Source organism: Microbispora sp. CSR-4, assembly GCF_008033685.1.
GTDB lineage: Bacteria > Actinomycetota > Actinomycetes > Streptosporangiales > Streptosporangiaceae > Microbispora.
Map to the genome: position 1 here is coordinate 18,910 of NZ_VJVX01000064.1, position 25,901 is coordinate 44,810.

Sequence of the window (25,901 nt, forward strand, 5' to 3'; positions counted from 1 at the left end):
CCTCGTGCGGGTCCTCGTGCGGGTCCTCGTGCGGGTCCTCGTGCGGTCATGCCGACTGCCGCAGTGACATCACCGCCCACGGCGCGAGCTCGACGTCGAGATCGAGCACACCGGTTTCCGGCACGGTCAGCGTGAACCTGCGGAGCGCGTCGGCGACCCGGCTCAGGTGCTCGCTCTCGGCCCGGGACGGGTTGAGGGGAGACCCGAGCCGATACCAGGCCTCGGCGACGTTCCCGTGCTCCCAGTCCAGGATCTCGACGAGGAACGTGGCGCCCGGCTCCAGCCCTTCGATGGAGTGCCGGATCCTGCGGCTCGGCCCGATCTCGGCCAGCGCGCGCGTCGCGGCGTACGTGTTCTGCGCCCGCAGGCCGCTCATGGCCATGTCCTCCGGGTAGTTGAAGAACACCGCCGACACCGCCGACGTCCGGCTGTCCCGCGTCACGACCCCCTCGGACGTCGCGCGCAGCAGCCGGTCGCCGAGCCGTCCCAGCATCACGAACGCGTGGAACGTGGGCTTGTGGATGCCGGCCTCGTTCACCAGGCCGAATCCGCCGTGGAACGGCCCGATCCCGGCGCCGCCCTCCTCGAACACGTCGGTGAAGGTCCAGTAGGAGATCGAGTCGGCGAGGGTGGCGCACCGCAGGTAGGCCCGCGTGATGTACGTCGCCGCGAACAGCGTGTCGTGGATGAAGTCCCGCGACGACGGCGACGTCGACCACTCCGTGACGTGGATCTCCGCGTCGGGGTAGGCGCTCTCGCTCACGAGCGTGCGCAGCAGGGTCAGGTCGTCGAACGTCGCGTCGGCATACCGGGTGATGTGCACGGCCTCGCCGTCGGAGGCGAAGGCGAAGTCGGTGGGATAGGTGTGCGTCGAGATGAAGTCGATCGGCAGTCCGCGCTCCGCGCACCAGGCGATGAAGTCCTCGATCCACACCGGGCGCCAGTCGAGCGCGTCCACGTCGGCCGCCGCGGCCGTCTCGTGCGTCGCGGCGCGGTTCTCGACCTCGCCCCTGTAGCGGTCGTCGGGCACGAAGACGCTCGTGGCGGGCCCACCCACCTTCAGCAACGGGTCGATTCTCTTGATGGCCGTCGCGGTCTGCTCGTACAGCTCGAAATACTCGGTCTTCGTCCCGGTCCAGAAGTGCGGCACCAGGTTCGGCTCGTTCCACACCTCGAACCGCCACTCCCGCACCTCGTCGAGGCCGTAGCGGTCGATCCAGTGCTCGACCGTCCGCGTCACCAGCTCGACCCAGCGCGTCATGTCCTTGGGCGGGCTGCAGTGTGCGCCCCACCAGAACACCGTCTCCGTCTCCGTCGCCAGCTCGCGCGGCATGAAGCCCAGCTCGACGAACGGACGGGCGCCGCACTCCAGGATGAAGTCGAACACCTTGTCCACGTAGCTGAACGTGTACACGGGCGAATCAAGGGGCGAGTCCGGGCCGAAACCACCGCCGTAGCTCTCCCGGTAGACGAACATGTCGTCGTGGAAGACGCCGTGGAAACGGACGTACCGCACTCCGCAGGCGTCAACGACCTCGGCGAACTGCCGCTGCCAGTCCGCGCGCAGCGCCTCGTTCGCCCGCCCGGCGCCGATGCACCGGCTCCACACGTGCGGGAACGCACCGTCGTCGCACGGCGTGCCGTCGATCACCAACCGGGACTCGCTTGTCATGGCTCACTTCTCTTCCGAAAATATTTCGCAACGTGTTCGTTGCTGCCCGGACAGTAGGTGGCGCGTCCGTCCGGTGTCAACGGTCAGATAAGGGAAATGACCGCAGCATCGGACGAACGAAGGACGTGATAGTTTTCGAAAAATTTTCGCAGCCCGAAGGGAGCCCCCGATGGCACGGCGAGGCCGTTCCGAGCGAGCCACTCTGGCGGACGTCGCCCGTCTGGCCGGTGTCTCACCGACGACCGCGTCGAAGGTGCTCAACGGGCGCAGCGACGTGGGGGCGAAAACGCGCGAGCTCGTCCTCGGGGTCATGGCCGACATCGGCTACAAGCCGACGACGGCGCGGCACGAGCAGCCGCGCGGCCGGACCCTCATCACCATGCTCGACTTCGTGGAGTCCCGTTATGCCGGGACGGTGCTCCAGGGGATACTCGTGGCCGCGACCTCGGCGCGGGCCGAGCTCCTGCTGCGCCTGCCGCCCGAGGCGCCGGTCAGCACGAACCGCGCGGCGGCCCGCGCCTGGATGGAGGAGCAGAAGGCGTCCGGGGTCGCCGGCATCGTCGCGCTCGCCGTCGCGGTGCCCGACGCGGTGCTCGTAGCCGCGGAGGACCTCGACGTGCCCGTCGTCACCATCGACCCGATCGACACGACCGAATCACGGGTCGTCAGCATCGGCTCCACCAACTGGGCGGGCGGGCGCTCGGCGACCGAGCACGTCATCAGGCTCGGCCATCGCAGGATCGCCTGGATCGGCGGCCCGGCGGGCTCCGCGCCCTCGGCGGAGCGCTTCCACGGATATCAGGCGGCGCTCGACTCGGCCGGGATCACGCCGGACCGCGCGCTGATCCGCCACGAGGCGTTCTCGGTCGAGGCGGGGCTCCGGCACGGCCGCGAGGTCCTCTCGCACGGCGACCGGCCGACCGCCCTCGTCGCGGGCAACGACGAGATCGCCGTCGGCGTCCTCGCCGCGGCCAAGGAGCTGGACATCGCCGTCCCCGGCGAGCTGTCGGTCACCGGGTTCGACGACACGCCGCAGACCGAGTGGACCACGCCCCGGCTGACGTCCGTACGGCAGCCTCTCGTCGGCATGGGCCGGATGGCCGTCGAGACCGTCCTCGGCATGGCGGACGGCGTCCAGCCCGCCTCCCGGCACCTCCAGCTCGCGACGACCCTCAACGTCCGCGACTCGACGGGCCCCGTCCCGTCGTCCTGATCCGCGCGGGTGCGGGCGGCGCGGGCGCCCGCACCCGCGCGAGCTCGGATTCCGGACGGCCTACGCGAACCCGCCCGCGTCCACGGTGCCGGCCGTCTCGAAGACGTCGACCGAGTCCAGGGGGATCGGGGTGAACATCGTCGGGCGTGCCCCACTCCTCCACGCCCGCGCGGGCCTTCGGGGATTCGAAGACCGCGACCTGGTTGAGCATCTCGCCGCCGCGCAGGCCGTACTGGACGAAGTGGCAGCGCGGGCCGACGTGGACCGAGACCTCGCGAAGGTCCACATCGCGGCCGGCCTCCTCGATGGGCACCGCGGCGCGGTAGGCGACATAGGAAGAGCTGACCGGCTCGTCCTCGACCAGAAGGCGGCGCGCCACCGAGTGCAGGCCGTCGGCGGCGATGACGATCCGCGCCTCGTCGGTCCGGCCGTCCGCCAGCCGCACCCGGGCGCCCGATGCGGTGTTCTCGTAGCCGGTGACGCGGGCGTCGGTCACCAGGCCGACTCCCGCGCGCCGGCAGGCACGCAGGAAGATGCCGTGCAGGTCGCTGCGGTGGATGACCATGTACGGGTAACTGTACGTGCGCTCCAGGTCGGCCAGGTCGAGGCGGGTCAGCTCGCCACCGTCGAGGGCGTCGCGCATCACCATGCTCGCCGGCAGCACGCCGAGGCTCCTGGCCTCCTCAAGCAGGCGCTCGGCGACGGCGATTACCTTCGGCCGTCGAGTCTCCCTCGATCGCCCGGTTTTCCCGATCGCCGGGCACTTGACGTTCCAGATGTTATCGGTAACTCTTCTCTGCATCACCGGAAGCCTCCGGTTCCCTGGTGGCATATGGAGAAAGAATGTGATCGATAACATACCTTACGACCGGCCCGTGCCGGGCCACCGCAGGGCGGAGCGCCGGCTCGCGATGCGGGTCCGCACCGTCGCCGAGGCGTACGCCCTGCTCGCACCGAGCCTCGCCGGTTTCCTGCTCTTCCTGGTGGCGCCCATCTTCGGCGTGGCGGCGCTGAGCCTGTTCGACTGGAACCTGATGGGCGCGCCGTCGTTCGTCGGGCTGGACAACTATCGCGGGCTCGCCGCCGATTCCGAGGTGTGGCGGGCCGTGCTCAACACGATCTACTACGTGGTGCTCAACATCCCGGCGCAGACCGTGCTGGCGCTGCTGCTGGCACTCGCGCTGAACCGGCGGATGCGCGGCGGCAAGGTGCTCCGGGTGGTCTTCGTGCTGCCCTGGATGGCCATGCCGGTGGCGCTCGGCATCATCTGGTCCTGGGTGTTCGACCCCAGATACGGCGTGGTCAACCAGGTGCTCGGCATGGTGGGGATCGACGGCCCCAACTGGCTCACCGATCCCGCGTGGGCCATGCCGGTGATCGCCTCGGTGAACGTCTGGCAGTACACGGGCTACACGATGCTCATCCTGCTGGCCGGGCTGCAGGCGATTCCGCACACGCTGTACGAGGCCGCGGCGATCGACGGCACCACGCCGGTGCAGCGGTTCTTCACGATCACCCTGCCGCTGCTGCGGCCGTCGATGTTCTTCGTGCTGGTGACGAACACGATCGGGTCGTTCCAGATCTTCGACACGGTCTTCGTGATGACCCAGGGCGGCCCCGGCGGCGCCACCGACGTGCTGAACTTCCACATCTACCAGCAGGGGTTCCAGCTCTTCCGGTCCGGCTACGCCTCGGCGCTGGCGATGGTGCTGTTCGCGCTGATCCTGCTGGTCACCGCGGCGCAGTTCCTCTACTTCCGCAAGCGCACCGTCTACGACTTCTCCTGACGATCCCCGATGAAGCCGACCTCCATGAAGAGGACCCCCCATGAAGAGGACCGGATGAAGAGATGAAGAGGGTCGCTCTGTATTCGGCGCTCCTCGCGGGCGCCGTGATCTCGGTCGCGCCCTACCTGATGACGCTGAACTCGGCGTTCAAGGAACCCGCGCAGGTGCTCACCACCCCCGCCTGGGAGCCCGCCTTCCCCCTCACGTTCGACAACTTCGCGCAGGTCTGGTCGGAGTACGACATGGCCGGGTTCCTGCTGCACTCGCTGGTCTACGCCGGGGCCGTGACAGTCGGCCAGGTCGTCTTCAGCACGATGGCCGCCTATGCCTTCGGCCGGATGTCGTTCCCCGGGCGCGACGCGCTGTTCTGGGGCTACCTCGCGACGATGATGGTGCCGCAGATCGTCACCCTGGTCCCGCTCTTCCTGATCATGCGGGAGTTCGGGCTGATCGACACCTATCTCGGGCTGATCCTGCCCACCGCCTTCGGCACGCCGTACGGGATCTTCCTGGTGCGGCAGTACTTCCGCACGATTCCGAGGGACCTGGAGTCGGCCGCGCGCATCGACGGCGCGGGCACGCTGACCGTGCTCGTCCGGGTGCTGCTTCCGCTGAGCCGGCCGATCCTGGCCACCCTCGCGACCATCACGTTCATCACGACCTGGAACACGCTGCTGTGGCCGCTGATCGTCACGAACGGCGACGCCACCCGGGTGGTCACGCTCGGCATCTCGGCCCTGAAGGGTCAGTATTCCTCCCAATATCACCTGATCCTGGCGGCCGCCGCCCTCGCACTGCTGCCGCTCGTCGTGATCTTCCTGCTGTTCCAGCGGCACATCGTCCGTTCGATCGCCCTGACCGGGCTGAAGTAACCACCCCCCAAGAGAGAAGGGCATATCCATATGTCCAGAAAAATCGCCTTATCTGCTGTCGTGACGGCGGCCCTGCTGTCCCTCGCCGCGTGCGGCGGCGCGGACGACTCCGGTTCCACCGGCGGCGCCGTCACCCTCAGGTACGCCATGTGGGACGAGGTGCAGAAGCCGCCGATCGAGCAGTCGATCCGCGAGTTCGAGAAGGCCCACCCGTCCATCAAGGTGCAGATCGAGCTGAACAACTGGAACGACTACTGGAGCAAGCTGCAGACCCAGCTCGCCGGGCGCTCGGCCCCCGACGTGTTCTGGGACCACGTCTCCTACTTCCCCAAGTTCAGCAAGGAGGGCGTGCTCACCGACCTGGCGCCGCTCATCGCTCAGGACAAGGTGGACACCTCGATCTATGATCCCAAGCTCGCCGAGGGCTGGAAGGTCGACGGCAAGGTCTACGGCCTGCCCAAGGACTGGGACACCATCGGCCTCTTCTACAGCACCAAGGCGCTCAAGGACGCCGGGCTCACCCCCGCCGACCTCGACGGCCTCACCTGGAACCCCGACGACGGCGGCACCTTCGTCAAGACGCTGCAGAAGCTCACGGTCGACGAGAACGGCAAGCACCCTGACGAGGCCGGCTTCGACCCCAAGAAGGTCAAGCAGTACGGCCTCGCCATGCAGGCCCCGACCGGTCAGCAGGACTGGTGGAACTTCGCGCTGCAGAACGGCTGCACGCTCCAGGACAAGCCGTGGGGCCGGTGGACCATCGACCAGCCGGCCTGCGTGCAGGCCATCCAGTTCGTCCAGGATCTGCGGCTGAAGTATCACGTCGCGGTGCCCGCCACGGTCACCAACCCGCCCAACGGGCCGTCCCTCGACCAGGTGGTCGGGCGCGGCGAGGCGGCCACCGCGATGGACGGAAGCTGGATGCTGCGCGCGTTCGACACCGCACTGCCCAACGGCGGCTTCGGCGTCGCCGACCTCCCCGCGGGCCCGGCAGGCAAGGGCAGCGTCTACAACGGCCTGACCGAGGCCGTCTACGCCGGCACCAAGCACCCGAAGGAAGCCTGGGAGCTGCTCAAGTGGCTGACGTCCGAACGCCATCAGAAGGCCGTCGCCGAGGCGGGCGCCGTCTGGCCGGGCATCACCTCGCTCAACGACGTCTTCGCCGACGCCTGGAAGGCCAAGGGCGTCGACGTCACCGGCTTCAAGAAGGCCGCCGAGGGCACCACGATGGGCTACCCGCTGACCGAGGCGGCCGACGTCTACAACGTCAAGGCGCTCGACATCTTCAACCAGGTCTGGCTGGGCCAGCTGTCGCCGCAGGACGCCGCCCAGAAGATCACCACCGAGGCCAACGCCGCCATCAAGTAAGGTCTGACTCATGGAAGTTACCGGTCACATGCCTCCCCAGGACGCTCCCCGGACGCGCTCGGCGAGCATCTGGGACGTCGCCCGGGTGGCCGGTGTCTCCCAGCAGACCGTGAGCCGCGTCATCAACGGCAAGGCCCGGGTCAGCGAGGCGACCCGGGCCAGGGTCCTCCAGGTCATCGCCGAGCTCGGCTACCGGCCCAACCGGCTGGCCCAGGCGCTGGCCGGAGGGCCGGTCCGCTCGGTCACCGTCCTCACCTCCGACACCGCCCTGTACGGCGCCGCCGCCACCCTGCGAGGCATGGAGGAGGCGGCGAGGACCGCCGGGTTCTCCGTGGGCATCAGTGTGCTGGAGCGCGACTCCGGCCCGGCGGACATCGCCCTGCGGCTGAACCGGCCCGGGGAGGCGGTCATGGTGATCGCCTTCGACGACGCGGGCGTGCGCGCGCTGCGGGCGCTGCCCGCGGACGTCCCGGTCACTGCGGCCGTCGAGCGGCGGCCCGACGACGGTCCCGACGACCCCTGGCAGATCTGGCTGGACGACCGGGCGGCGGCCGCGCACGCGACCCGTTACCTGCTGGGCCTGGGGCACCAGACCGTCCACTACGTGGCCATCCCCTCCTCCACAAGCACACTGCCGCAGCGCACCCAGGGCTGGCAGGACGCGCTGCGCGCCGCCGGCCGTCCGCTGCCCGAGCCGCTGCCCGGCGGCTGGAGCCCCCGATCCGGCTACCTCGCCGTACGCTCCCTGCTCGCGGACCGTTCGGTCACCGCGATTCTGTGCGGCAACGACGACCTGGCCCTGGGTGTCATGCGGGCCGCCCGCGAGGCCGGGCGGGACATCCCCGGCGACCTCAGCGTGGTCGGTTTCGACGACTCCCCGCCGTCGGCCTACCTCAACCCCTCGCTCACCACGGTGCGGCTCGACTTCGAAGGGCTCGGCCGGGCCTGCTTCGGCCTGCTGCACCGCAGGCTGGACCCGCAGAACGCCGCGGCCGTACCGGCCTGGAGCGAGCCCGAGCTCATCGTGCGGGAGAGCAGCGGCCCCGCGCCCACCTGACCTCCCGCGCCTCCCCAGCCCCTCCGCCGCACCCCAGCCCCTTCGCCGCATCCCAGCCCCTCCGCCGCATCCCAGAGCCCTTCGCCCACCACGGTCCCCTGCCAACGCCACGGTCCTCCGCCGCGCCATGCGGGTGGAGCGTTCCGTGTGTCATGCCGTCCTTCCCTTCGCCGTCGAAAGGCCGAGATGATCCATCACGACTCCGAACACCGCCTGTGGGTGCTGTCCGGGCCGTCCTCCTCCTATGTGCTGCACCTCGACGAGGCCGACCGGCCGCGCGTCCTGCACTGGGGTCCCCGGTTCACCCCCGAGCAGGCGGCCTCGCTCCTGCTACGGCTGCCGCAGCCGGGCTTCCGGCCGGTGGAGGACCCGCTCGAGGGCTCCTTCGACCTGGTCGCGACCGGAGGCCTGCGCTACGGAGACGCCGGGTTGCAGGTGCGCTTCGCCGACGGCACCCGCGACCTGGAGCTCGTCTTCGCCGGGCAACGCCGCACCGATCGGGAGCTGGTGCTGGCGTACGCCGACCGTCAATACCCGCTGGCCGTCGAGTGCCACTACCGCCTGTTCGGCGACGTGATCGAGCGCCACCTGGTCCTGCGCAACGAGGGCGAGCCCGTCACCGTCGTACGGGCGGACTCCGCCACCTGGGTGCTCCCCCGGCTGAACGGCTATCGGCTCAGCTCCGTACGCGGCCAGTGGGGCGCGGAGACCCGGCTGCACCGCACCGAGCTGCCGTACGGCGAGACCGTCATGACCAGCCGCAGAGGTGTGACCAGCCACCAGGCCAACCCCTGGGCGATGGTCGACGACGGCACGGCGGGCGAGGAGCACGGTGCGGTCTACTCCTGCGCGCTGGCCTGGAGCGGGAGCTGGCGGCTCGTCGCCCAGCGCCTGCCCACCGAGCGGGTGACGCTGTCCGCGGGTTTCGGGCACGACCCGGTGACCTGGGAGCTGGGCACCGGAGAGGAGCTGATCACGCCGGTGTGCGCCGGGCTCTACACCGAGGGCGGCTTCGGCGCCGCCAGCCGCGCCTGGCACGACCACCAGCTCCGGCATGTCCTGCCGCATGCCGGCGAGCTGCGGCCGGTGCTCTACAACTCCTGGGAGGCGACGGGCTTCGACGTCTCGCTGGACGGGCAGATCCGGCTGGCGGAGGCGGCCGCCCGGATGGGCGTGGAGCTGTTCGTGGTGGACGACGGCTGGTTCGGCGCCCGCACCCACGACGCCGCCGGGCTCGGCGACTGGTATCCCAACCCGCGCCGGTTTCCCGACGGGCTCGGGCCGCTGATCGACCGGGTGCACGAGCTGGGCATGCTGTTCGGGCTGTGGGTGGAGCCGGAGATGGTCAACCCCGACAGCGACCTCTACCGCGCCCACCCCGACTGGGTGATCCACCGGCCGCACCGGCGGCGCACCGAGCACCGCAACCAGCTCGTGCTCGACCTGTCCCGGCCGGAGGTCGGGGACTGGCTCTTCCGGACGCTGGACGAGTTGCTGGCCAAGAACGCCATCGACTTCCTCAAGTGGGACATGAACCGCCCCTTCACCGAGGCAGGCCCGGACGAGCGGCTGTGGCTGGGCCACGTGCACACCCTGTATGACGTGCTCGACCGGCTCCGCGCCGCCCACCCGCACGTGCGGATCGAATCGTGCAGCAGCGGCGGCGGCCGGGTGGACCTCGGCATCCTGCGCCGCACCGACCAGGTGTGGACCTCCGACAACACCGACGCCCTCGACCGGCTGGACATCCAGCACGGCTTCTCGCAGTTCTACCCGGCCCGGGTGATGGGCGCGTGGGTCACCGACAGCCCCAACCCCTACACGGGACGGGAGATCCCCCTCGACTTCCGTTTCCACGTGGCCATGGCCGGGCTGCTCTCGATCGGCGGGGCCCTGGACGAGTGGAGCCAGGCCGATCTGGACCGGGCGGCCGAGCTCGTCGCCGACTACAAGCGGATCCGGCACCTGGTCCAGCACGGCCGGCAGCACCGCCTGCTGCCGCCGGGCGGCGAGCTGTCGGCCGTGCAGTATCTCGCCCCCGACGGCGCCGAGGCCGCCGTGCTCGTCTACCGGCGCGCCCGCCGGTTCGGGCACGCCGATCCGGGGATCCCCCTGCGCGCCCTCGATCCGCAGGCGCGCTACCGCGACGCGGTCACGGGAGAGGTCCACCACGGGGCCGTGCTGCTCACCCACGGTCTGTTCCCCGAACTGGCTCCCGGCGACTACGCCAGCGCCATGATCCACCTGGTGAGGGAATAGGAGTACAGGAGGCCCACCGGGCGCCCGGTGGGCCTCCTTCGCCTGTCACCTGGGGGTCAGAACCAGGCGGTAGGCGCCGTTGGCGTCCTGGCCGGCGATCGGGATCGTGACGCTGCCGTTGGTGACGGTGTAGGCGTTCGACCACACCTGGGTCGCCGCCGACACGTTCGTCTTGCGGCCCGAGCCGGGGACGTACTCGAGGGTCGCGGTGACCGAGGAGCCCAGCCCGCCGATCCCGTCCACGCGGATCGAGCTGTTGCCGGACTGGCCGCCGAAGACCACGCTGAACGTCCTGCCGTCATAGGCGGCCACGCCGTCGTTGTTCGTGGTCGGGGTCACCTTGACGATGTTGCCGGTCTGGTCGGCGTACCACTTGTACATCCAGTACGACGCCGTCGGCTGGCCGTTGTACAGCAGGCCGTTGAGCGTGCCGGCCTCGTACCAGAACGCCCGCTCGGCGTCGCGCACGCCCTCGCGCTCGAACTGGGCGACGTAGTGGTTGACGCTGCTCGGCACGTCGATCTCGCCTGTCGTGGCGTACTCGTTGATGGAGATGGGCCGCGGCGAGATGCCCAGCTCGCGCTCCAGGGCGCGGTAGGCGCGGACGTTCGCGGTGACGTTCCGCCATCCGCCCAGCTCGTGCCACGACACCACCTCGGGCAGGGTGTTCGTGGCCTTGGCGTTGTTGAGGAAGGACCGCATCCGGTTGATGTCCAGGTAGGAGTAGCTCGGGCCCATGATGGGCTTGTTCGGCTCACTCTGCCGGATCCGCTGGTAGGTGCGCACCCATCCCTCGTTGAAGGAGACGCCCGCCGCCGACGGCCAGGTCCAGTCCGGCTCGTTCCACGGCTCCCAGGCGTCGATGTTGGTGACGCCCGCCGACTTCGCCGCCGCGATCATCTTGTCGATCCGGCTGTACCAGTCGTTCCAGTTCGTCCAGTTGTACGGGAAGCCGTCGAAGCTGTCGGCCATGTCGACCGTGATCACCGCGCCGATGGCGGCGGCGTTGCGCCAGACGTTGAGCGTGTCACCGATCGGGACCGGGGAGCCGTTCGGCCGGTGCTCGTGCAGCGGCGGCGGCTGGCGGAGCTGGTGCAGCTTCAGCGGCTGCATGATCGACACCGGCGGGGTGTTCGCGTCGGACAGGCCATAGAGGGTGCCCGACGCCACGCGGGTGACCGGGCGCACGACGCTGCTCGCGTCGACCACGAGGGCACTGCCCCCGCCGCCGGTCGTGGTGCTCCACTTCTGGTTGCTCTGCCCGTTGCAGGTCCACAGGATGACGGCGGTGCCGTTGGCGGTGCCGGCGTGGTCCACGTCGAGGCACAGCCCCGACTGCACCCCCGTGATCGACCCGTCGGAGTTCTGCCGCCACTTCTGGTTGTTCTGACCGTTGCACGACCAGATGATCACCTGGGTGCCGGGCGAGGTCTGGTTGTTGTAGGCGTCCACGCACCGGGTGCCGTTCATCGTGCGCAGTTCGCCGGCCGAGGTGAACTCGAAGCCCTGGTTGGCCTGGCCGTTGCAGTCCCAGATGTCCAGCGTGGTGCCGAGGGTGTCGACGTTGCCCTTCACGTCGAGGCACCGGCCGGAGGCCGCGCTCACCAGCGGCGCGGGGGCCGCCGAGGCCGGCGCCGCCCAGGTGAGCGCGGTGGCCGCCAGGGTGACGAGCACCGTGAGCAGGCCCAGGGCGACGGCGCCCGGTGACCGTCGCCGCCCGGCCGCCGGGCGAACGGGTAAGTGGTGCATGGTTCTTCTCCTTCATCGGGGGCGTGAAGCTCGTTGGTGACGTGCAGGTCGTCGGGGCGTGCAGGTCGTCGGGGGCATGAGGGCGGGAACGGCGGAGGCGCGCGGAAGCCGCGCTCCCGTCGGCTCGGCGTCACGGGATCGGCGACGCTGTTATGAGTTATCGGTAACATCACGGTGTAGAGCGTGACGTTGACGGTGTCAAGCCCCGGTCACCGGCCCGGCCGTTCCGCCAGACCGGAGTAACAGGTGAAACAGCAGCTGAACGAGGTCGCAGCCGGTTTGGAAAGACACCGGGAGGACGTGGAAGATTCACCGTCGAGCGGTGCTCTCCTTGACGGTCATCAGTGATAGCGGTAACACTAGCGCCACCCCGATGAGGAGTTCCTGGTCATGAAGGTCTATCCGCCTGAGCGCAAAACCGCACGGTCGCGTTGTATCTGTCAGGCACGGCCCGGCCCATGACGTCGGAGGTTCGGCCACGTCCACGCCGTGTCCCCTTCGGGGGTGCAGGTCCGTGGGCGGCACGAAACCGAGTTGATCCACCGGCCTCCACGAAACCCGGTGCGGTTCAGAGCCAGGCCGATGACGCCGAGAGCGCGCTCGCGATACTCCAGGAGACTCTGGCTCAGAGCGAGCAGGCCTACGAACCACAACACCCACGCACGCTGCAGGTGCGGCTCACCTACCTTGAAGCGGTGGGGAAGGCCGGAGAACCACAGCGTGCGACCGTCCTGGCCGCTCGGCTGGTTGAAGACAGTAACCGGGTGCTCGGCCCCGAACATCTGGTCACCTTGGCAGCGAGGAGCGCCCTCGCCGGATGGACCATGGAATCCGGCGATGAAGGGACCGGCCTCCGGCTTTTCGAGGCGCTTCATAGTGACGCCAGGCGACTACTCGGAGATGAACATTGGCTCGTGGTTCAAGTCGGCGCGACATTGAAACAGCTCTGACTCATCCGTGCCGACGGCTTCGGCGCGAATCGCACCCAGTCGCCAGGGCCGGCTGGGCGGCCGGCCCGGGTTGTGCCACGGCGGTGTCCTCGTCGTGAGGACCGAGGTCTCGCGACGAGGACACCGCCGTGGTGCGGACGGCCGGCGATCGGCTGCCGGCCGGCCACGTGTGTGAGCGGCTTGGCGATCTCGGCGGCTCAGCCGCAGCTCGCCGCGCTGTACGCGACGTCGTAGGACGAGGTGACCTGCTTGCCGTCGATCGTGGCGGTCGCCTTCACGGTGACCGTGCCCGCCTCGATCTGGGCGGTCCGGGTGTTGAAGGACTGGTAGGCCTGCTTGCCCGGAGCCACATCGGCCACCGTCTTGGACCCGTACGGGGTGGTCAGTGTGATGGTCGCCGGAACGCCGGAGTCGTTGACGGCCGTGACCGCGACGTATGCCGAGCTGCCGATGCAGCGGGAGGACGCGGTGACGGTCAGCTTGACCTCCGGCTCGGGCGGCGTGGCGGAGTCGAGGGCGACGGCGAAGATGTGCATCGTGGCGACGCCGTTCGCCGCCTTCGGGCTGATGTTGGGCAGGTCGACGCGGGAGATCTCCTTGTTCTGCAGAGTGACGCCGGAGTAGTAGATGGTGGCGGGGGTGTTCTGCCGCTGGTTGTTCGGCCGGTTCTGGTAGGGGGCCACGACGGCGGCGTCGCTCCCCGAAGCCGGCGCGCCGTACCAGTCGGGCGAGCTGAGGGTGAAGGTCTGCCTCGTGCCGTCCTTGTAGACGACGGTGGCCGGTCCGGACACCGCGCCGTAGGTCCCGGCCAGCAGGAAGCCGAGCGTCTTGCCGGTGCCGGTCACCTTGAGGGACTGCCCGGAGGCGATGGCGTTGTCGGGGGTGCCCACCGCGACGTCGGGCCAGGTGAAGGTGAGCCCGTTCTTGGTGATGGTGGCCCCCGGGGTGACGCCGACCGACGCCAGCGCCTGGGCGGAGATGCTGGCGCCGTTGCCGTCGAAGTTCCCGGGAGCGGTGTTGGTGTCGTCGGTGACCGCGACGTTGCTGAAGAGCTCCTCAAGCGGCTTCTCGCCGCCGCCCCACACCTGCACCGTGGCCGTCGTGGAGACGGCCCAGTCGTCGCCCCCCTCGGTGCCGCTGAGGACGGCGGTGACGGTCGCGGCGCCGCTCGCCGCGCCGGTGGCGGGAGTGAAGGTGAACTCCACCGTGGCCTTCGCGTCCGCCGCCAGCGGCCCCACTTCGGCGTGCTCGGGGGTGACGGTCCACCCCTCCGGCACCGTGAGGGCCACGCTCGCCGACGCCAGCGGCTCCTCGACCGCTCTGACGGTGACCTCGGCCTTCGCCGCCTCACCCGGGGTGACCTCGACCGGTGCGGTCACCGTGACCTTCTGCAGCGCGTACGCCCGGTAGGTGTGACCGGCCTGCGCGGTGATCCGGACGGCGTCGGCCTCGGTCTTCTCCACCGTGGCCGAGCCGCCGCCGGTGACGTCGCGGACCTTGTGACGCCCGGCGAAGATGCCGCCGCGCACCTTGACGACACCGTCGCGGTCGGGCGTGATGAGGTATTCGTCGGCCTGCCCCTCGCTCCACGCCGCGCCGACGGTATGGCCGCCGCGGCCCCGCAGGCCGCGCACCTTTCCGTTCCGCCAGGCGTCCGGAAGCGCCGGCAGCACGTGCAGCTCGCCGGTGTGGCTCTGCAGCAGCATCTCCGTGATGCCGGAGGTCGCGCCGAAGTTGCCGTCGATCTGGAACGGCGGGTGCAGGTCGAACATGTTCGGCGCGAGCCTGGCCGGGGTGACCAGGAGGCGGACCAGGTCGTGCGCCCGGTTGCCCTCCTCCATCCGCGCCCAGTAGTTGATCTTCCAGGCCAGCGACCAGCCGGTGCCGTCGTCGCCGCGCAGTTCGAGAGTCCGCCGCGCCGCGTCGTACAGCTCCGGGGTGCCGCGCTTGGTGATCTGGTGGCTGGGGTGCAGGCCGTACAGGTGGGAGATGTGCCGGTGGTTCTGCTCGGTCTCCACCCAGTCGTACAGCCACTCCTGGATGTTGCCGCGCGAACCGATCTTCATCGGGGCGAGCCGGTCCCTGGCGGCCAGGACCTGTGCCCGGAAGCTCGCGTCCACGCCGAGGACCTCACTGGCCTCCGCGCAGCCGTCGAACAGGTCGCGCAGGATCTGGTTGTCCATCGTCGGGCCGGCGGCGACGCTGGCGTTCGCGTGGTGGCTGAGCTCGGGCGAGTTCGACGGGTTGGTGACGAGATATCCGAGCTTCGGCTCCTCGACGAGGGTGTCGAGGAAGAACTGCGCCGCGCCCTTCATCGCCGGGTAGTTCTTACGCAGGAACTCGACGTCGCCGGTGAACAGGTAGTGGTCCCAGATCATGGTGGCCAGCCACGCGCCGCCGGTCTGCCACATGCCCCAGAACGCGCCGTCGACGACCGAGGTCGCCCGCCACGCGTCGGTGTTGTGGTGGGTGACCCAGCCGCCGGCGCCGTACTGCACCTCGGCCGTGCGCGCGCCGGTCACCGTGAGGTCGTTGATCATGCTGAACACCGGCTCGAAGCACTCCGACAGGTTCGTGGTGTCGGCGGGCCAGTAGTTCATCGGCAGGTTCGCGTTGATGGTGTACTTCGAGTCCCACTGCGGGCTCATCGAGTCGTTCCAGATGCCCTGGAGGTTGGCCGGCTGGGTCCCCGGCCGCGAGCAGGAGATCAGCAGGTAGCGGCCGAACTGGAAGAGCAGCGCGGAGAACTGGGGGTCGTCGACGGCCCCGTGCTGGGTGATCCGGACGTCGGTCGGCTGGTCGGCCGCGTCGGTGCGGTCGAGTTCGAGCGTCGTCCGGTTGAACAGCTCCTGATAGTCGGCCACGTGCCGGCTGCGCAGCGTGTCGTACGCCGTGCCCTGGGCGGCCTCGAGGTGCTGTCGCGCGATGCCCTGGTAGTCGCCGCTGACATCCTTGTAGTTCACGTAGCTGGAGCCGATGGAGATCAGCAGCGTCACGCTGTCGGCGGCGGACACCTGGAGCGTTCCGCCGGAGCTCGTGACGCTGCCGCCCTCGGCGACGGCCTTGGCCAGCGCCAGGAACTTGACCTGGCCGGTGATGCCCTCGAAGTTGCCCGAGACGCCGTCGAGCGCGACCGTGGAGCTGTCCGGGCTGGTCAGCGTCGTGCGCTGGGGGCTGTCGAACGTCGCGCTGAAGGTGATCGAGCCGGGCTTGTCGGCGGTGAGGCGGACGACGATGACCTGGTCGGGCGCGCTGGCGAACACCTCGCGCTTGTAGCGCACGCCGTTCAGCAGGTAGGTGACGGACGCGACGGCGGTGGTGAGGTCGAGCTGGCGGTTGTATTCGGTGAACCCGCTGGTGCCGGGGAAGGTCAGCCTGATGTTGCCGACCGTCTGGTAGGCGAGCTGGCCCGCGGGTGAGCCCAGCATGTTCTGGTCGATCAGCGTCTGTGCCTGGGTCCACTGGTCCTCGAAGACCAGGCGCCGGATCTCCGGCAGCGCCGCCAGGCCCTTCGGGTTGCTCTGGTCGTACGGCCCGCCGCCCCAGACCGTGTCCTCGTTGAGCTGCAGGCGCTCGGCGTCGACGTTGCCGAACACCATCGCGCCGAGGCGTCCGTTGCCGATGGGGAGGGCGCGGAGCCAGTCCGTGCCCGCGCCCTTGTCGTACCAGAGCGCCATGTCGCTGGCGGCGCGCACCTCCGAGGGTGCCACCGATCCTGCTCGGGCGACCGCCGTCCACTGCATCGGCAGCATCAGAGCCCCGGCTCCGACCGTGCCGATCTTCATTAATTGCCTTCGCGTCAGATCTGGCATTCGCTCTCCAAGCGCATGGCTGCCTTGCCGGCGGCCGGCGCCGCGCCCTTGGGCTGCGAGAGCCCCGCATCGAGGAGACGGGCGGGGTTCGGCGGGACCGGCTGCGTGACGAGGCTGTGTAGGGGGTGATGGCAAAGCTACAAAGATTTGATGTATCGGTCAACGATGTGATGCAAAACCCCCGCAAGCCGGTCATCCGACCGCTATCAGGCCGGAATACATCTAACCTTTGGCGGGAAAGGCCATGCGGCGCCGGGTAGCGGCACGCGGCCGCGTCCTGTATCCGTAGAGCAGCAGTGATTCCCGACGACCATGCGCGAACGACGTGCGGGCAGGCCGCATCCGCTCCCCGCACGCCGTGGTAACGGGGAATCCCCCGCTCCCGCCGACCCTGGGAACCTACCTGCCATGTCACGCACAGACGATGTAGTGGACAGCATCAAGCGGATGATCCTCGACGGCGTCCTGCGGCCCGGCGACCGTCTGCCCGTCGAGAAGGACCTCGCCGAGTCGCTGGGCGTCTCACGCGGGGCGCTGCGCGAAGGGATCTCGGCGCTGTCGATCCTCGGCATCGTCAGCACCCGGCAGGGCGACGGGACGTACATCACGAACCTCGACGCGACGCAGTTGCTGGCTCCGATGGGCTTCGTCGTGGACCTGCACGGCCAGGGCGACCCGCGGCACGTCTACACCGTCCGGCGTCTGCTCGAATCGGAGGCGGCCCGGCTCGCCGCCACCAGCATCACCGACGAGGCGCTCTGCCAGGCCAGGGACCTGCTCGGCGAGTCGGCCCGGATCATCGATCAGGCGCCCCACGACCACGAGCGCCTCATCGAGATCGACATCGCCTTCCACCGCATCATCGCCGCCCACACCGACAACCCGGTCCTGGTCGGCCTGATCGAGGCGTTCGCCCGGCGCACCGTCCGCGGCCGGCTGTGGCGGAGCCTCCACGAGGAGGGCGCCGACCGGCGTACCCACGACGAGCACGTGGCGATCTGGGCGGCGCTCGCGGCACGCGATCCCGAACGGGCGCGCATCCGGATGGCCAACCATCTCGTCGGGGTCGAGGAGTCCCTCCCCCGGCTGCCCGACGACGGCGACGCGCCCTGATCACAGCACAGGGATCACCACACAGGGATCACCGCGCCCTGATCACCGTGCCCTGATCACCGTGCCCTGATCACCGTGCCCTGATCACCGCGCCGAGTCGGGGTCCGTGCCGGGACGCGACCGGCCGAGGTTCTCCCGCAGCCAGGTCTCCGTGGTGCTGACGTGCACGAGCGCGACCGCCTGGGCGAGCGCGGCGTCGCCGGCCGCGAGCGCGCGATAGATGGCGGCGTGCTCGGCGATCGTACGGCCGGCCGCGTTCTCCTCCACCAGCCCGCGCCAGACCCGCGCCCGGAGAGTGCGGCTGGCGATGCCGCCGAGGAGGGCGGCCAGGGACTTGTTGCCCGTGGCGTCGAAAACGGCCCGGTGGAAGGCGTCGTCGTGGTGGTTGAGCGCTTCGGTGTCGTTCTGTGCCGCGATCATCGCGTTGAGATGCCGCTCGACGTCCGCGAGCTGCCCGGCGGTGATCCGGGCGGCGGCCAGACCCGTCGCGACCGGCTCGAACAGCCGCCGCACCTCGGTGATCTCGAGCAGGTCGTCGCCCCGCATCATCTCGACGGCGAGGCCGACCCCTTCGAGCAGCAGCTCCGGCGAAAGGCTCGTGACGTACGTGCCGTCGCCCCTGCGCACCTCCAGCACGCGTGTGGTGACGAGGGAGCGGACGGCCTCCCTGAGCAGGTTGCGGGACAGGCCCAGCTCGGCGGCCAGGTCCTGTTCTGGAGGCAGCCGGGCGCCCGGAGGAAGCGTCCCGTCCTTGATGCGCTGCCTGATGCGCTCGATCGCCTGCTCGGTCAACGACATACCTGCATTTTGGTGTGTCAGGACACCAGACCTCCACATGGTCCACGTAGCGTGCTGCGTCTTCCGGCCCGCAGACATGCGATGTGTCCGGTCTTCCCACCCGTACGGTGATGGCCGAGACGTCGGATCCCTTGGTGATGAGAGCCGCGTGCGTAACGGAATATCACCATCCTTACCCAAGGTCTGGACACTAGAGCGGTTTTGAGCATAGAAAGACATCCCATGTCCTGTCGTGATTGGCCCCCTCACGACCAACCTCACCCATGCCCCGTACGACGACGCGGACGTCACCTGAGCGTCGGCGACGGCATGGCAGCCGTGGTGCTTCAGAAGGAGAGACGATGGAACGCAAACGGTTCGCACTCGCCGCGGCCTTAGCCCTGTCCGGATGCCTCGCCGCCGCCTGTGGCGGCAGCGGCGGCACGGGAGACGGCGGCTCCGGGAACGACGCGGCGGCGAAGCCGGTCATCGGCGTCGACTATCCGCGTTCCGACACGGACTTCTGGAACTCCTACATCAGTTACGTGCCGAAGTTCGCCGGCGAGCTGGGCGCGGAGATCAAGACCACCAACTCCCAGAACGACATCGCGAAGCTCACCGCCAACGTGCAGACCCTGATGAGCCAGGGTGTGAAGGGCGTGGTCATGGCGCCGCAGGACACCGCGGCGGTGGCGCCCACGCTGCAGCAGCTCGAGAACAAGAAGATCCCCGCCGTGCTGGTGGACACCCGGCCCGACACCGGGAACGCCTTCATGGTCGTGCGCGCCGACAACCGCGCGTACGGGGAGAAGGCCTGCAGGTTCCTGGGCGAGAAGCTCGGCGGCAACGGCAAGGTGGTCATGCTGGAGGGCGACCTGGCCTCCATCAACGGCCGGGACCGCACCGAGGCGTTCAACGACTGCATGAAGCAGAACTATCCCGGCATCAAGGTGTTCGGCGAGGCGACGAACTGGGACGGCGCCGTGGCCTCGCAGAAGCTCTCGACGGTGCTGACCGCGAACCCCGACGTCAAGGGCGTCTACATGCAGTCGAGCTTCGCCCTCGCCGGCACGCTGCAGGTGCTCAAGCAGCGCGACCTGCTGGTGCCGCCGGACGACCCCAAGCACGTCTTCGTCGTCTCCAACGACGGCATCCCGCAGGAGCTCAAGGACATCGCCGCCGGGAACATCGACGCGACCGTCTCCCAGCCCGCGGACCTGTACGCCAAGTGGGCGCTGTCGTACGCGCAGGCCGCGATCGAGGGCAAGACCTTCCAGCCGGGGCCGACCGATCACGACAGCACCATCATCCAGGTGCGGCCGGGCCTGCTGGAGGACCAGCTGTCCGCGCCGCTCGTCACGGCCGACGGCGGCACCTATGGCGGGATCTCCAGCGTGAAGCACGACGACAAGTCGCTGTGGGGCAACAACCTGAGCTGAGAGGGCGTGACCGATGGAAGCGTTCGCGGGAGGGCCCGCGAGCCCTCCACCCGCCCGCGACGGCGGGCCGGGCCGTACGGACCCGCCCGTCGCCGCGGCGGAGAACATCACCAAGAGGTACGGCGAGACGACGGCGCTCGACGGCGCCCGCATCACGATCGGGCCCGGGGAGGCGCACGCGCTGGTCGGGCGCAACGGTGCGGGCAAGTCGACGCTGGTCTCCATCCTGACCGGGCTGCAGGCGCCGGACGAGGGCGAGGTCCGCTTCGCCGGGTCGCCCGCGCCGCGGCTGTCCGACCGGGACGCCTGGCGGGAACGGGTCGCCTGCGTCTACCAGAAGTCCACGATCATCCCTGAGCTGACCGTGGCGGAGAACCTCTACCTGAACAGGCACGACCGCAACCGGCTGGGGCTGGTCGGCTGGAAGAGCCTGTGGCGGAAGGCGGCCGACCTGCTGGAGGCATGGTCGGTGGACGTCGACGTCCGCAGGCCGGCCGGGGAGCTCGGGGTCGAGCAGCGGCAGTTCGTGGAGATCGCCCGGGCGCTGTCGTTCGGCGCGCGGTTCATCATCCTCGACGAGCCCACCGCCCAGCTCGACGGCGCGGCGATCTCCCGGCTCTTCGACCGGATGCGGGCGATGCGCGAGCAGGGGGTCACCTTCCTGTTCATCAGTCATCACCTGCAGGAGATCTACGAGATCTGCGACACGGTCACGGTGTTCCGGGACGCCCGGCACATCCTCACCGCGCCGGTGGCCGATCTGCCGCAGGGCGAGCTGGTGGCGGCGATGACCGGTGAGGCCGCGGGGCTGCGGGAGCACGCCGTACGCCCGGCGGTTCCGGCGGACGCCCCGGTGGTCCTCGACGTACGGGGCCTGTCCGACGGCGACGTCTACCAGGACGTCGACCTCCGGGTGCGGGCCGGGGAGATCGTGGGGCTGGCGGGCCTGGGCGGCAGCGGGAAGAACGAGCTCGCCGAGGCCATCGCCGGGCTGCGCGCTCCCCGGGACGGCACCCTGGAGGTGGCCGGGAACCGCCCGCGCCCCGGCAGTGTGCCGGATTCGCTGGCCGCCGGGGTGGGCCTGGTGCCCCGCGACCGTCACCATCAGGGCCTCGTTCCCCTGATGTCCATCGCCGACAACACCACGCTGACCGTGCCCGAACGGCTCGGCCAGGCGGGGTTCGTCAGCGGCCGGCGCAAGGACGCGCTGGCCCGCGAGATGATCACGAATCTCGCGATCAAGACACCCGGCCCGGAGCTCCCCGTCTCCGGGCTGTCCGGCGGCAACCAGCAGAAGGTCGTGATGGCCCGCGCCCTGGCCAGCGACCCCCGCCTGCTCGTGCTGATCACTCCGACGGCCGGAGTCGACGTCCGGTCGAAGGAGTTCCTGCTCGGCAAGGTCGAGGAGATCGCCGACAACGGGACCGGCGTCGTGATCGCCTCCGATGAACTTGACGACCTGCGGCTGTGCAACCGGGTGCTCGTGATGTTCCACGGCCGCGTCGTCGCGGAACTGGCCGCCGGCTGGCACGACCACGAGATGGTGGCCGCCATGGAAGGAGTCGACCTCGATGCCTGACAGCACCACCGCTCCCGCCACGACGGGACACCCTCCGAGCCCGCCGGCTCCCGAGGAGGCGGGGAGACGCCGCCCGGCCATCCGCCTGGCGCGGCTGCGCGACTTCGCGCTCGTTCCCGCGATCATCGTGATCGCGATCGTCGGGCAGATCGTCAACCCGATCTTCCTGCAGAGCGACAACCTGATCAACATCCTGCAGACCATGTCGGAGATCTCGCTCCTCGTCCTGGCGCAGACGCTCGTGCTGGTCGCCGGCAGGATGGACCTGTCGCTCGAGTCGACCTTCGGGCTGGCCCCCGGCGTGGCCGCGTGGCTCACGGTCGCCGCCGGGACGGGGCCGGGGCTCGGGCTGCTGCCCGGCGCCTGGGGAATCCCCGTCACGCTCGCGGTGGGCGTGCTGATCGGTGCGGTGAACGCGCTGTTCATCGTCCGCTTCGGGCTCAACGGCTTCATCGTCACCCTGGGCATGCTGATCGTGCTGCGCGGCCTCCTCACGGGCATCTCCGGCGGGCAGACCTTCTTCAACCTGCCGGAGTCGATGACCTACTTCGGCTCGGCCATGTGGCTCGGCGTGCCCGCGTCCATCTGGATCTGCCTGCTGCTGTTCGCCGTCGGCATCGTGGTCATGGGATTCACCCGGTTCGGCCGGGCGCTCTACGCGATCGGCGGGAACGTCGACGCCGCCAAGGCGGCCGGAATCCGCACCGACCGGGTGCTGTGGATCGTGCTGATCTCCGCGAGCCTGCTGGCCGCGATCGGCGGTCTCCTGCTGACGGGCCGGCTCGCCTCCGTGGCCGCGGCCCAGGGCGACGGCGCGATCTTCACGGTGTTCGCCGCGGCCGTCATCGGCGGAGTCAGCCTGAACGGCGGCAAGGGCACCGTGTTCGGCGCGTTCACCGGCATCCTGCTGCTCTACATGATCCAGAACGTCCTCCCCCTCGCGGGCGTCCCCGCGCAGTGGATCCAGGCGCTCAACGGGGCGATCATCCTCACCGCGCTTGCGATCTCCCGCCTCACCAGCGGAAAGTCGCAGGAATGACGAGAGGGGGAGGCCGATCGCGGCGCCGGTCTCCCCCTCTCCTCTCCTCGCCGCGTACGGCTCCGGTCAGGCGGACGTGCGCGTCACGAAGGGAGCAGCGGCAGCAGCGCGTTGAGGCGCCCGGACGCGAAACCGGACAGGTCCAGCGAGCAGAAGGTGAACCCGGCGCCGCGGACCGCGGCGTCGACGCGCTCGCGCAGCTCGCACGCGCGCGGGATGTCGGCGCCCGGAACCTCGACCCGGGCGAGTGTGCCGCCTGCGTGGGCACGCACCCGGCACACCGGGAAGCCGAGATCGCGCAGCGCGGCCTCGGCGGTCTCGATCCTGTGCAGGATCTCCGGCGTGACCGGGTCGCCGTAGCTCACCCGGGAGGCCAGGCAGGGCGCGGCGGGCTTGTCCGCGGTGACCAGGCCGAGTCTCCGGCTGACCGCGCGGACGTCGGCCTTGGTGAGCCCGGCGTCCACCAGCGGCGCGATGGCCCCGCGCTCGGCCGCGGCCCGCTGCCCGGGCCGGTGGTCGCCGAGGTCGTCGAGGTTGGTGCCGAGCGCGATCCGGGCGCCCATGGCGGCGGCGAGTGGAGTGAGCGCGTCGAACAGCGCCGACTTGCAGTGGTAGCAGCGGTCGGCGCCGTTGGCGGCGTATTCGGGCCTGTCGCCCTCGTCCGTGCACACCTCCAGATGGGCCAGGCCGTGGGCGCGCGCGAAGTCGCGGGCGGCGGCCCGCTCGGAGGCGGCCAGGCTCGGGGAGACGGCGGTGACGGCCAGTGCGCGCCTTCCGAGCACCTTCGCGGCGGCGAAGGCGAGCAGCGCGGAGTCGGCGCCGCCGGAATAGGCGACGACGACGGCGTCCTCATCGCGTAGCCGGGCCGTCAGCCGGTCCATGGCGTCGCCCGCCACGTCCACCCGGCCGGCGGACGACGGCGTGTCTCCCCCGGAACCGGGACGATCAGTCATGGGTGGTCTCTCCTGTGAAGGGACGCGAGCCGGCGAGGCTCTCCTCGACGCCGAGGACGTGCAGGGCGGCGTGGAGCCTGGCCCGCTCGGAGTCCCGCGCGAGCAGAGCCCGATGGACGGCCCGGTGCTCCCGGAGGGTGCGGTGAACGGCCTCGGGGTCGCTCATGCCGCGCCAGATCCGGGCTCGTACGGTGCGGCCCGACATGTTCTGGATGACGGCGGCGAGGACGGCGTTGCCGCAATGGGAGGCGATGAGCGCGTGGAAGTCCTGGTCGAGGGCGACCAGTTTCTCGTGGTCGACAGGATCACAGGCGGCCACCGTCTCGGCCTCGTCGAGCAGGTCGCCCAGGTGGACGAGGTCGGCGTCCGGGATGCGCGTGGCCGCCAGCGCCGTCGCCTCCGCCTCCAGGATCCTGCGCACGTGCAGGAACTCCCCCGCGCCGGCGTCGACGTGGATGTCGGCGACGAAGCTCATCCCGTCGAGCAGCAGATCGGGAGACAGGCTGGTGACGTAGGTGCCGTCGCCCTGCCGCGTCTGCAGCACCCTCATGGCGACCAGCGCGCGCACGGCCTCGCGCAGCGTGTTGCGGGCGACACCGAGCTGTTCGGCCAGAATCTTCTCGACGGGGAGCTTCTGCCCCGGGCGCAGCTCCCCATCGATGATCATCTGCTTGATCGTGTCGATCGCCGTCTCGATGACGCCCACGTCAGCCTCCCCATTGGTGACCATCAGGGTAGCGGTACGCGTCGATCGACTCAGGGTGCATACGAGCGCTGTAACCAGGCTTTTCGGGCAGCAGGTAGCGGCCTCGCCCGATGCGGACGGGGTCGGTGAAGTGCTCGTGCAGGTGGTCGACGTACTCCAGCACCCGGCCCTCCAGGCTGCCGCTCACGCACACGTAGTCGACCACGGCCATGTGCTGGACCAGCTCGCACAGCCCGACCCCGCCCGCGTGGGGGCAGACCGGCACGCCGAACTTGGCGGCCATGAGCAGCACCGGCACGATCTCGTTGACCGACGCGAGCCGGCAGGAGTCGATCTGGCAGAAGTCGATCGCCCCGGCCTGCAGGAGCTGCTTGAACATCACCCTGTTGTGGCAGTGCTCGCCGGTGGCGACGCCGACGGGGGCGATCGCCTTCCGGATGGCCGCGTGGCCGAGGACGTCGTCGGGGCTGGTCGGCTCCTCGATCCACAGCGGCTCGTACGCCGCGAGCCGGTTGACCCACTCGATCGCCTGGGGCACGTCCCACACCTGGTTGGCGTCGATCATGAGCGTGCGGTCGCCGAGCTCCTCGCGGGCGATCGACAACCGGCGGACGTCGTCCTCCACGTTGGCTCCGACCTTGAGCTTGACGTGGGTCCAGCCGTCGGCGACGGCCTCGCGGCACAGCCGGCGCAGCTTGTCGTCGTCGTAGCCGAGCCACCCCGGGGTGGTGGTGTACGCCGGATAGCCGTGCTCGGCCAGCTCGGCGATCCGCTCCTCACGCGTGGGCGCGAGCCGGGCCAGCATCTCGACGGCCTCGGCCGGGGTCAGCACGTCGGACAGATAACGGAAGTCGCAGGCCGCGACCAGCTCCTCGGGGGTCATGTCGGCCACGAAGCGCCACAGCGGCTTGCCGGCCCGGCGGGCCGCAAGGTCCCAGGCCGCGTTGAGCACGCCGGCGGCCGAGATGTGGACCACACCCTTCTCCGGCCCGAGCCAGCGCATCTGGCTGTCGGCCATGATCTCCCGATAGAGGCCGCCGAGGTCGCCGGCCAGCTCGTCCACATCACGCCCGGCCAGCCGCGCCCCGATCTGCCGGGCGGCGGCCACACACAGGTCGTTGCCCCGCCCGATCGTGAAAGTGAGACCGTGCCCGGCCAGGTCGCCGTCGTCGGTTTCCAGCACCACGTACGCCGCGGAGTAGTCGCCGTCCGGATTCATGGCATCCGAGCCATCGAGCGTCGCGGAGGTCGGAAACCTGATGTCGATCACGTTCACCGAGGTGATCGTCGGCATGGGCGAACTCCAATTGATCCGATGAATATGAATGGAACAGTAGGATCACACCGACCATAGGTCAAGGCAAGCCCCCTGATATCCGGCCGAAGGCTTTACTTAAACCCGATGAATCTGACAGGCTCTCCACGCGTACGCCCCTGAGAACCAGCGGAGAGGTCAAGATCGTGAAGCTGTTGCGGGTGGGTCCGGTGGGTGAGGAGCGGCCGTGTGTGCTCGCGCCGGACGGGCGGGTGCTGGATGTGTCGTCGGTGACGGGTGA

General features: G+C 69.8%; 19 protein-coding genes. 11 read left to right on the forward strand and 8 right to left on the reverse strand.

What is annotated here, in order from left to right; all coding sequences use genetic code 11:
• Nucleotides 1-46 precede the first annotated feature (46 nt).
• Nucleotides 47-1,672, reverse strand: a complete 1,626-nt coding sequence (locus tag FLV34_RS33520) for a beta-xylosidase (RefSeq protein ID WP_147945009.1) — start codon at nt 1,670-1,672, stop codon at nt 47-49.
• Nucleotides 1,673-1,841: 169 nt separating this feature from the next.
• On the opposite strand from FLV34_RS33520, the gene FLV34_RS33525 reads away from it, so the two are divergent.
• Entirely contained in the window at nt 1,842-2,885 is a 1,044-nt protein-coding gene (locus FLV34_RS33525; protein ID WP_142651594.1) for a LacI family DNA-binding transcriptional regulator, read from the forward strand.
• Here the strand turns inward: FLV34_RS33525 and FLV34_RS33530 are convergent.
• On the reverse strand, nt 2,845-3,549 hold the full coding sequence (locus tag FLV34_RS33530; protein WP_222709713.1) for a hypothetical protein: 705 nt from the start codon (nt 3,547-3,549) through the stop codon (nt 2,845-2,847). The two genes, FLV34_RS33525 and FLV34_RS33530, sit on opposite strands and share 41 nt — an antisense overlap.
• Nucleotides 3,550-3,730: 181 nt before the next feature.
• Here FLV34_RS33530 and FLV34_RS33535 point away from each other — a divergent pair, with 181 nt between their 5' ends.
• The 5 genes from FLV34_RS33535 to FLV34_RS33555 all read left to right on the forward strand — a co-directional run bounded on the left by FLV34_RS33535 (nt 3,731) and on the right by FLV34_RS33555 (nt 10,228).
• Complete coding sequence (locus FLV34_RS33535; protein WP_222709714.1) at nt 3,731-4,672, forward strand: carbohydrate ABC transporter permease; 942 nt, start codon at nt 3,731-3,733, stop codon at nt 4,670-4,672.
• 62 nt (nt 4,673-4,734) lie between these two features.
• Complete coding sequence (locus FLV34_RS33540) at nt 4,735-5,544, forward strand: carbohydrate ABC transporter permease (RefSeq protein ID WP_142651595.1); 810 nt, start codon at nt 4,735-4,737, stop codon at nt 5,542-5,544.
• 30 nt (nt 5,545-5,574) lie between these two features.
• Nucleotides 5,575-6,912, forward strand: coding sequence for a sugar ABC transporter substrate-binding protein (locus FLV34_RS33545; protein ID WP_147945010.1), 1,338 nt, complete (start codon nt 5,575-5,577; stop codon nt 6,910-6,912).
• Nucleotides 6,913-6,922: 10 nt separating this feature from the next.
• The gene (locus FLV34_RS33550; RefSeq protein WP_205831096.1) at nt 6,923-7,969 is read left to right on the forward strand and encodes a LacI family DNA-binding transcriptional regulator; all 1,047 of its coding nucleotides are present in this window, start codon (nt 6,923-6,925) and stop codon (nt 7,967-7,969) included.
• Between the two features lie 186 nt (nt 7,970-8,155).
• Entirely contained in the window at nt 8,156-10,228 is a 2,073-nt protein-coding gene (locus FLV34_RS33555) for an alpha-galactosidase (protein ID WP_142651597.1), read from the forward strand.
• A 45-nt stretch (nt 10,229-10,273) separates the two neighbouring features.
• Here the strand turns inward: FLV34_RS33555 and FLV34_RS33560 are convergent, their stop codons facing one another.
• Nucleotides 10,274-11,977 carry an RICIN domain-containing protein gene (locus tag FLV34_RS33560; protein WP_142651598.1) on the reverse strand — a complete coding sequence of 568 codons (1,704 nt, stop codon included), beginning with the start codon at nt 11,975-11,977 and terminating at the stop codon, nt 10,274-10,276.
• Nucleotides 11,978-12,648: 671 nt separating this feature from the next.
• On the opposite strand from FLV34_RS33560, the gene FLV34_RS33565 reads away from it, so the two are divergent.
• Nucleotides 12,649-12,927 carry a hypothetical protein gene (locus FLV34_RS33565; RefSeq protein ID WP_147945011.1) on the forward strand — a complete coding sequence of 93 codons (279 nt, stop codon included), beginning with the start codon at nt 12,649-12,651 and terminating at the stop codon, nt 12,925-12,927.
• Between the two features lie 197 nt (nt 12,928-13,124).
• On the opposite strand, the gene FLV34_RS33570 is transcribed toward FLV34_RS33565, so the two are convergent.
• On the reverse strand, nt 13,125-16,712 hold the full coding sequence (locus FLV34_RS33570) for a glycoside hydrolase N-terminal domain-containing protein (protein WP_261985997.1): 3,588 nt from the start codon (nt 16,710-16,712) through the stop codon (nt 13,125-13,127).
• A 435-nt stretch (nt 16,713-17,147) separates the two neighbouring features.
• Here FLV34_RS33570 and FLV34_RS33575 point away from each other — a divergent pair, with 435 nt between their 5' ends.
• Nucleotides 17,148-17,852: a FadR/GntR family transcriptional regulator gene (locus FLV34_RS33575; protein WP_142651600.1), complete on the forward strand. Its 705-nt coding sequence runs from the start codon at nt 17,148-17,150 to the stop codon at nt 17,850-17,852.
• Between the two features lie 84 nt (nt 17,853-17,936).
• Here FLV34_RS33575 and FLV34_RS33580 read toward each other — a convergent pair whose 3' ends face one another.
• Entirely contained in the window at nt 17,937-18,650 is a 714-nt protein-coding gene (locus FLV34_RS33580; RefSeq protein WP_147945012.1) for a FadR/GntR family transcriptional regulator, read from the reverse strand.
• A 341-nt stretch (nt 18,651-18,991) separates the two neighbouring features.
• On the opposite strand from FLV34_RS33580, the gene FLV34_RS33585 reads away from it, so the two are divergent.
• The 3 genes from FLV34_RS33585 to FLV34_RS33595 are packed head-to-tail and all read left to right on the forward strand — an operon-like array spanning nt 18,992 to nt 22,686.
• A complete protein-coding gene (locus tag FLV34_RS33585; protein ID WP_142651602.1) occupies nt 18,992-20,068 on the forward strand; it encodes a sugar ABC transporter substrate-binding protein in 1,077 nt (358 codons plus the stop codon).
• 13 nt (nt 20,069-20,081) lie between these two features.
• Nucleotides 20,082-21,647, forward strand: coding sequence for a sugar ABC transporter ATP-binding protein (locus FLV34_RS33590; RefSeq protein ID WP_142651603.1), 1,566 nt, complete (start codon nt 20,082-20,084; stop codon nt 21,645-21,647).
• Nucleotides 21,640-22,686, forward strand: a complete 1,047-nt coding sequence (locus tag FLV34_RS33595; protein ID WP_147945013.1) for an ABC transporter permease — start codon at nt 21,640-21,642, stop codon at nt 22,684-22,686. The genes FLV34_RS33590 and FLV34_RS33595 overlap by 8 nt, the downstream gene beginning before the upstream one ends.
• Before the next feature lie 83 nt (nt 22,687-22,769).
• Here FLV34_RS33595 and larE read toward each other — a convergent pair whose 3' ends face one another.
• Genes larE through FLV34_RS33610 form a run of 3 tightly spaced genes read right to left on the reverse strand, consistent with a single transcriptional unit; the run spans nt 22,770 to nt 25,639 of the window.
• Nucleotides 22,770-23,639 carry an ATP-dependent sacrificial sulfur transferase LarE gene (gene larE, locus FLV34_RS33600; RefSeq protein WP_205831098.1) on the reverse strand — a complete coding sequence of 290 codons (870 nt, stop codon included), beginning with the start codon at nt 23,637-23,639 and terminating at the stop codon, nt 22,770-22,772.
• Nucleotides 23,632-24,345, reverse strand: a complete 714-nt coding sequence (locus FLV34_RS33605) for a FadR/GntR family transcriptional regulator (RefSeq protein WP_142651605.1) — start codon at nt 24,343-24,345, stop codon at nt 23,632-23,634. The genes larE and FLV34_RS33605 overlap by 8 nt, the downstream gene beginning before the upstream one ends.
• Before the next feature lies 1 nt (nt 24,346).
• Complete coding sequence (locus FLV34_RS33610; protein WP_147945014.1) at nt 24,347-25,639, reverse strand: L-fuconate dehydratase; 1,293 nt, start codon at nt 25,637-25,639, stop codon at nt 24,347-24,349.
• Nucleotides 25,640-25,901: the final 262 nt, after the last annotated feature.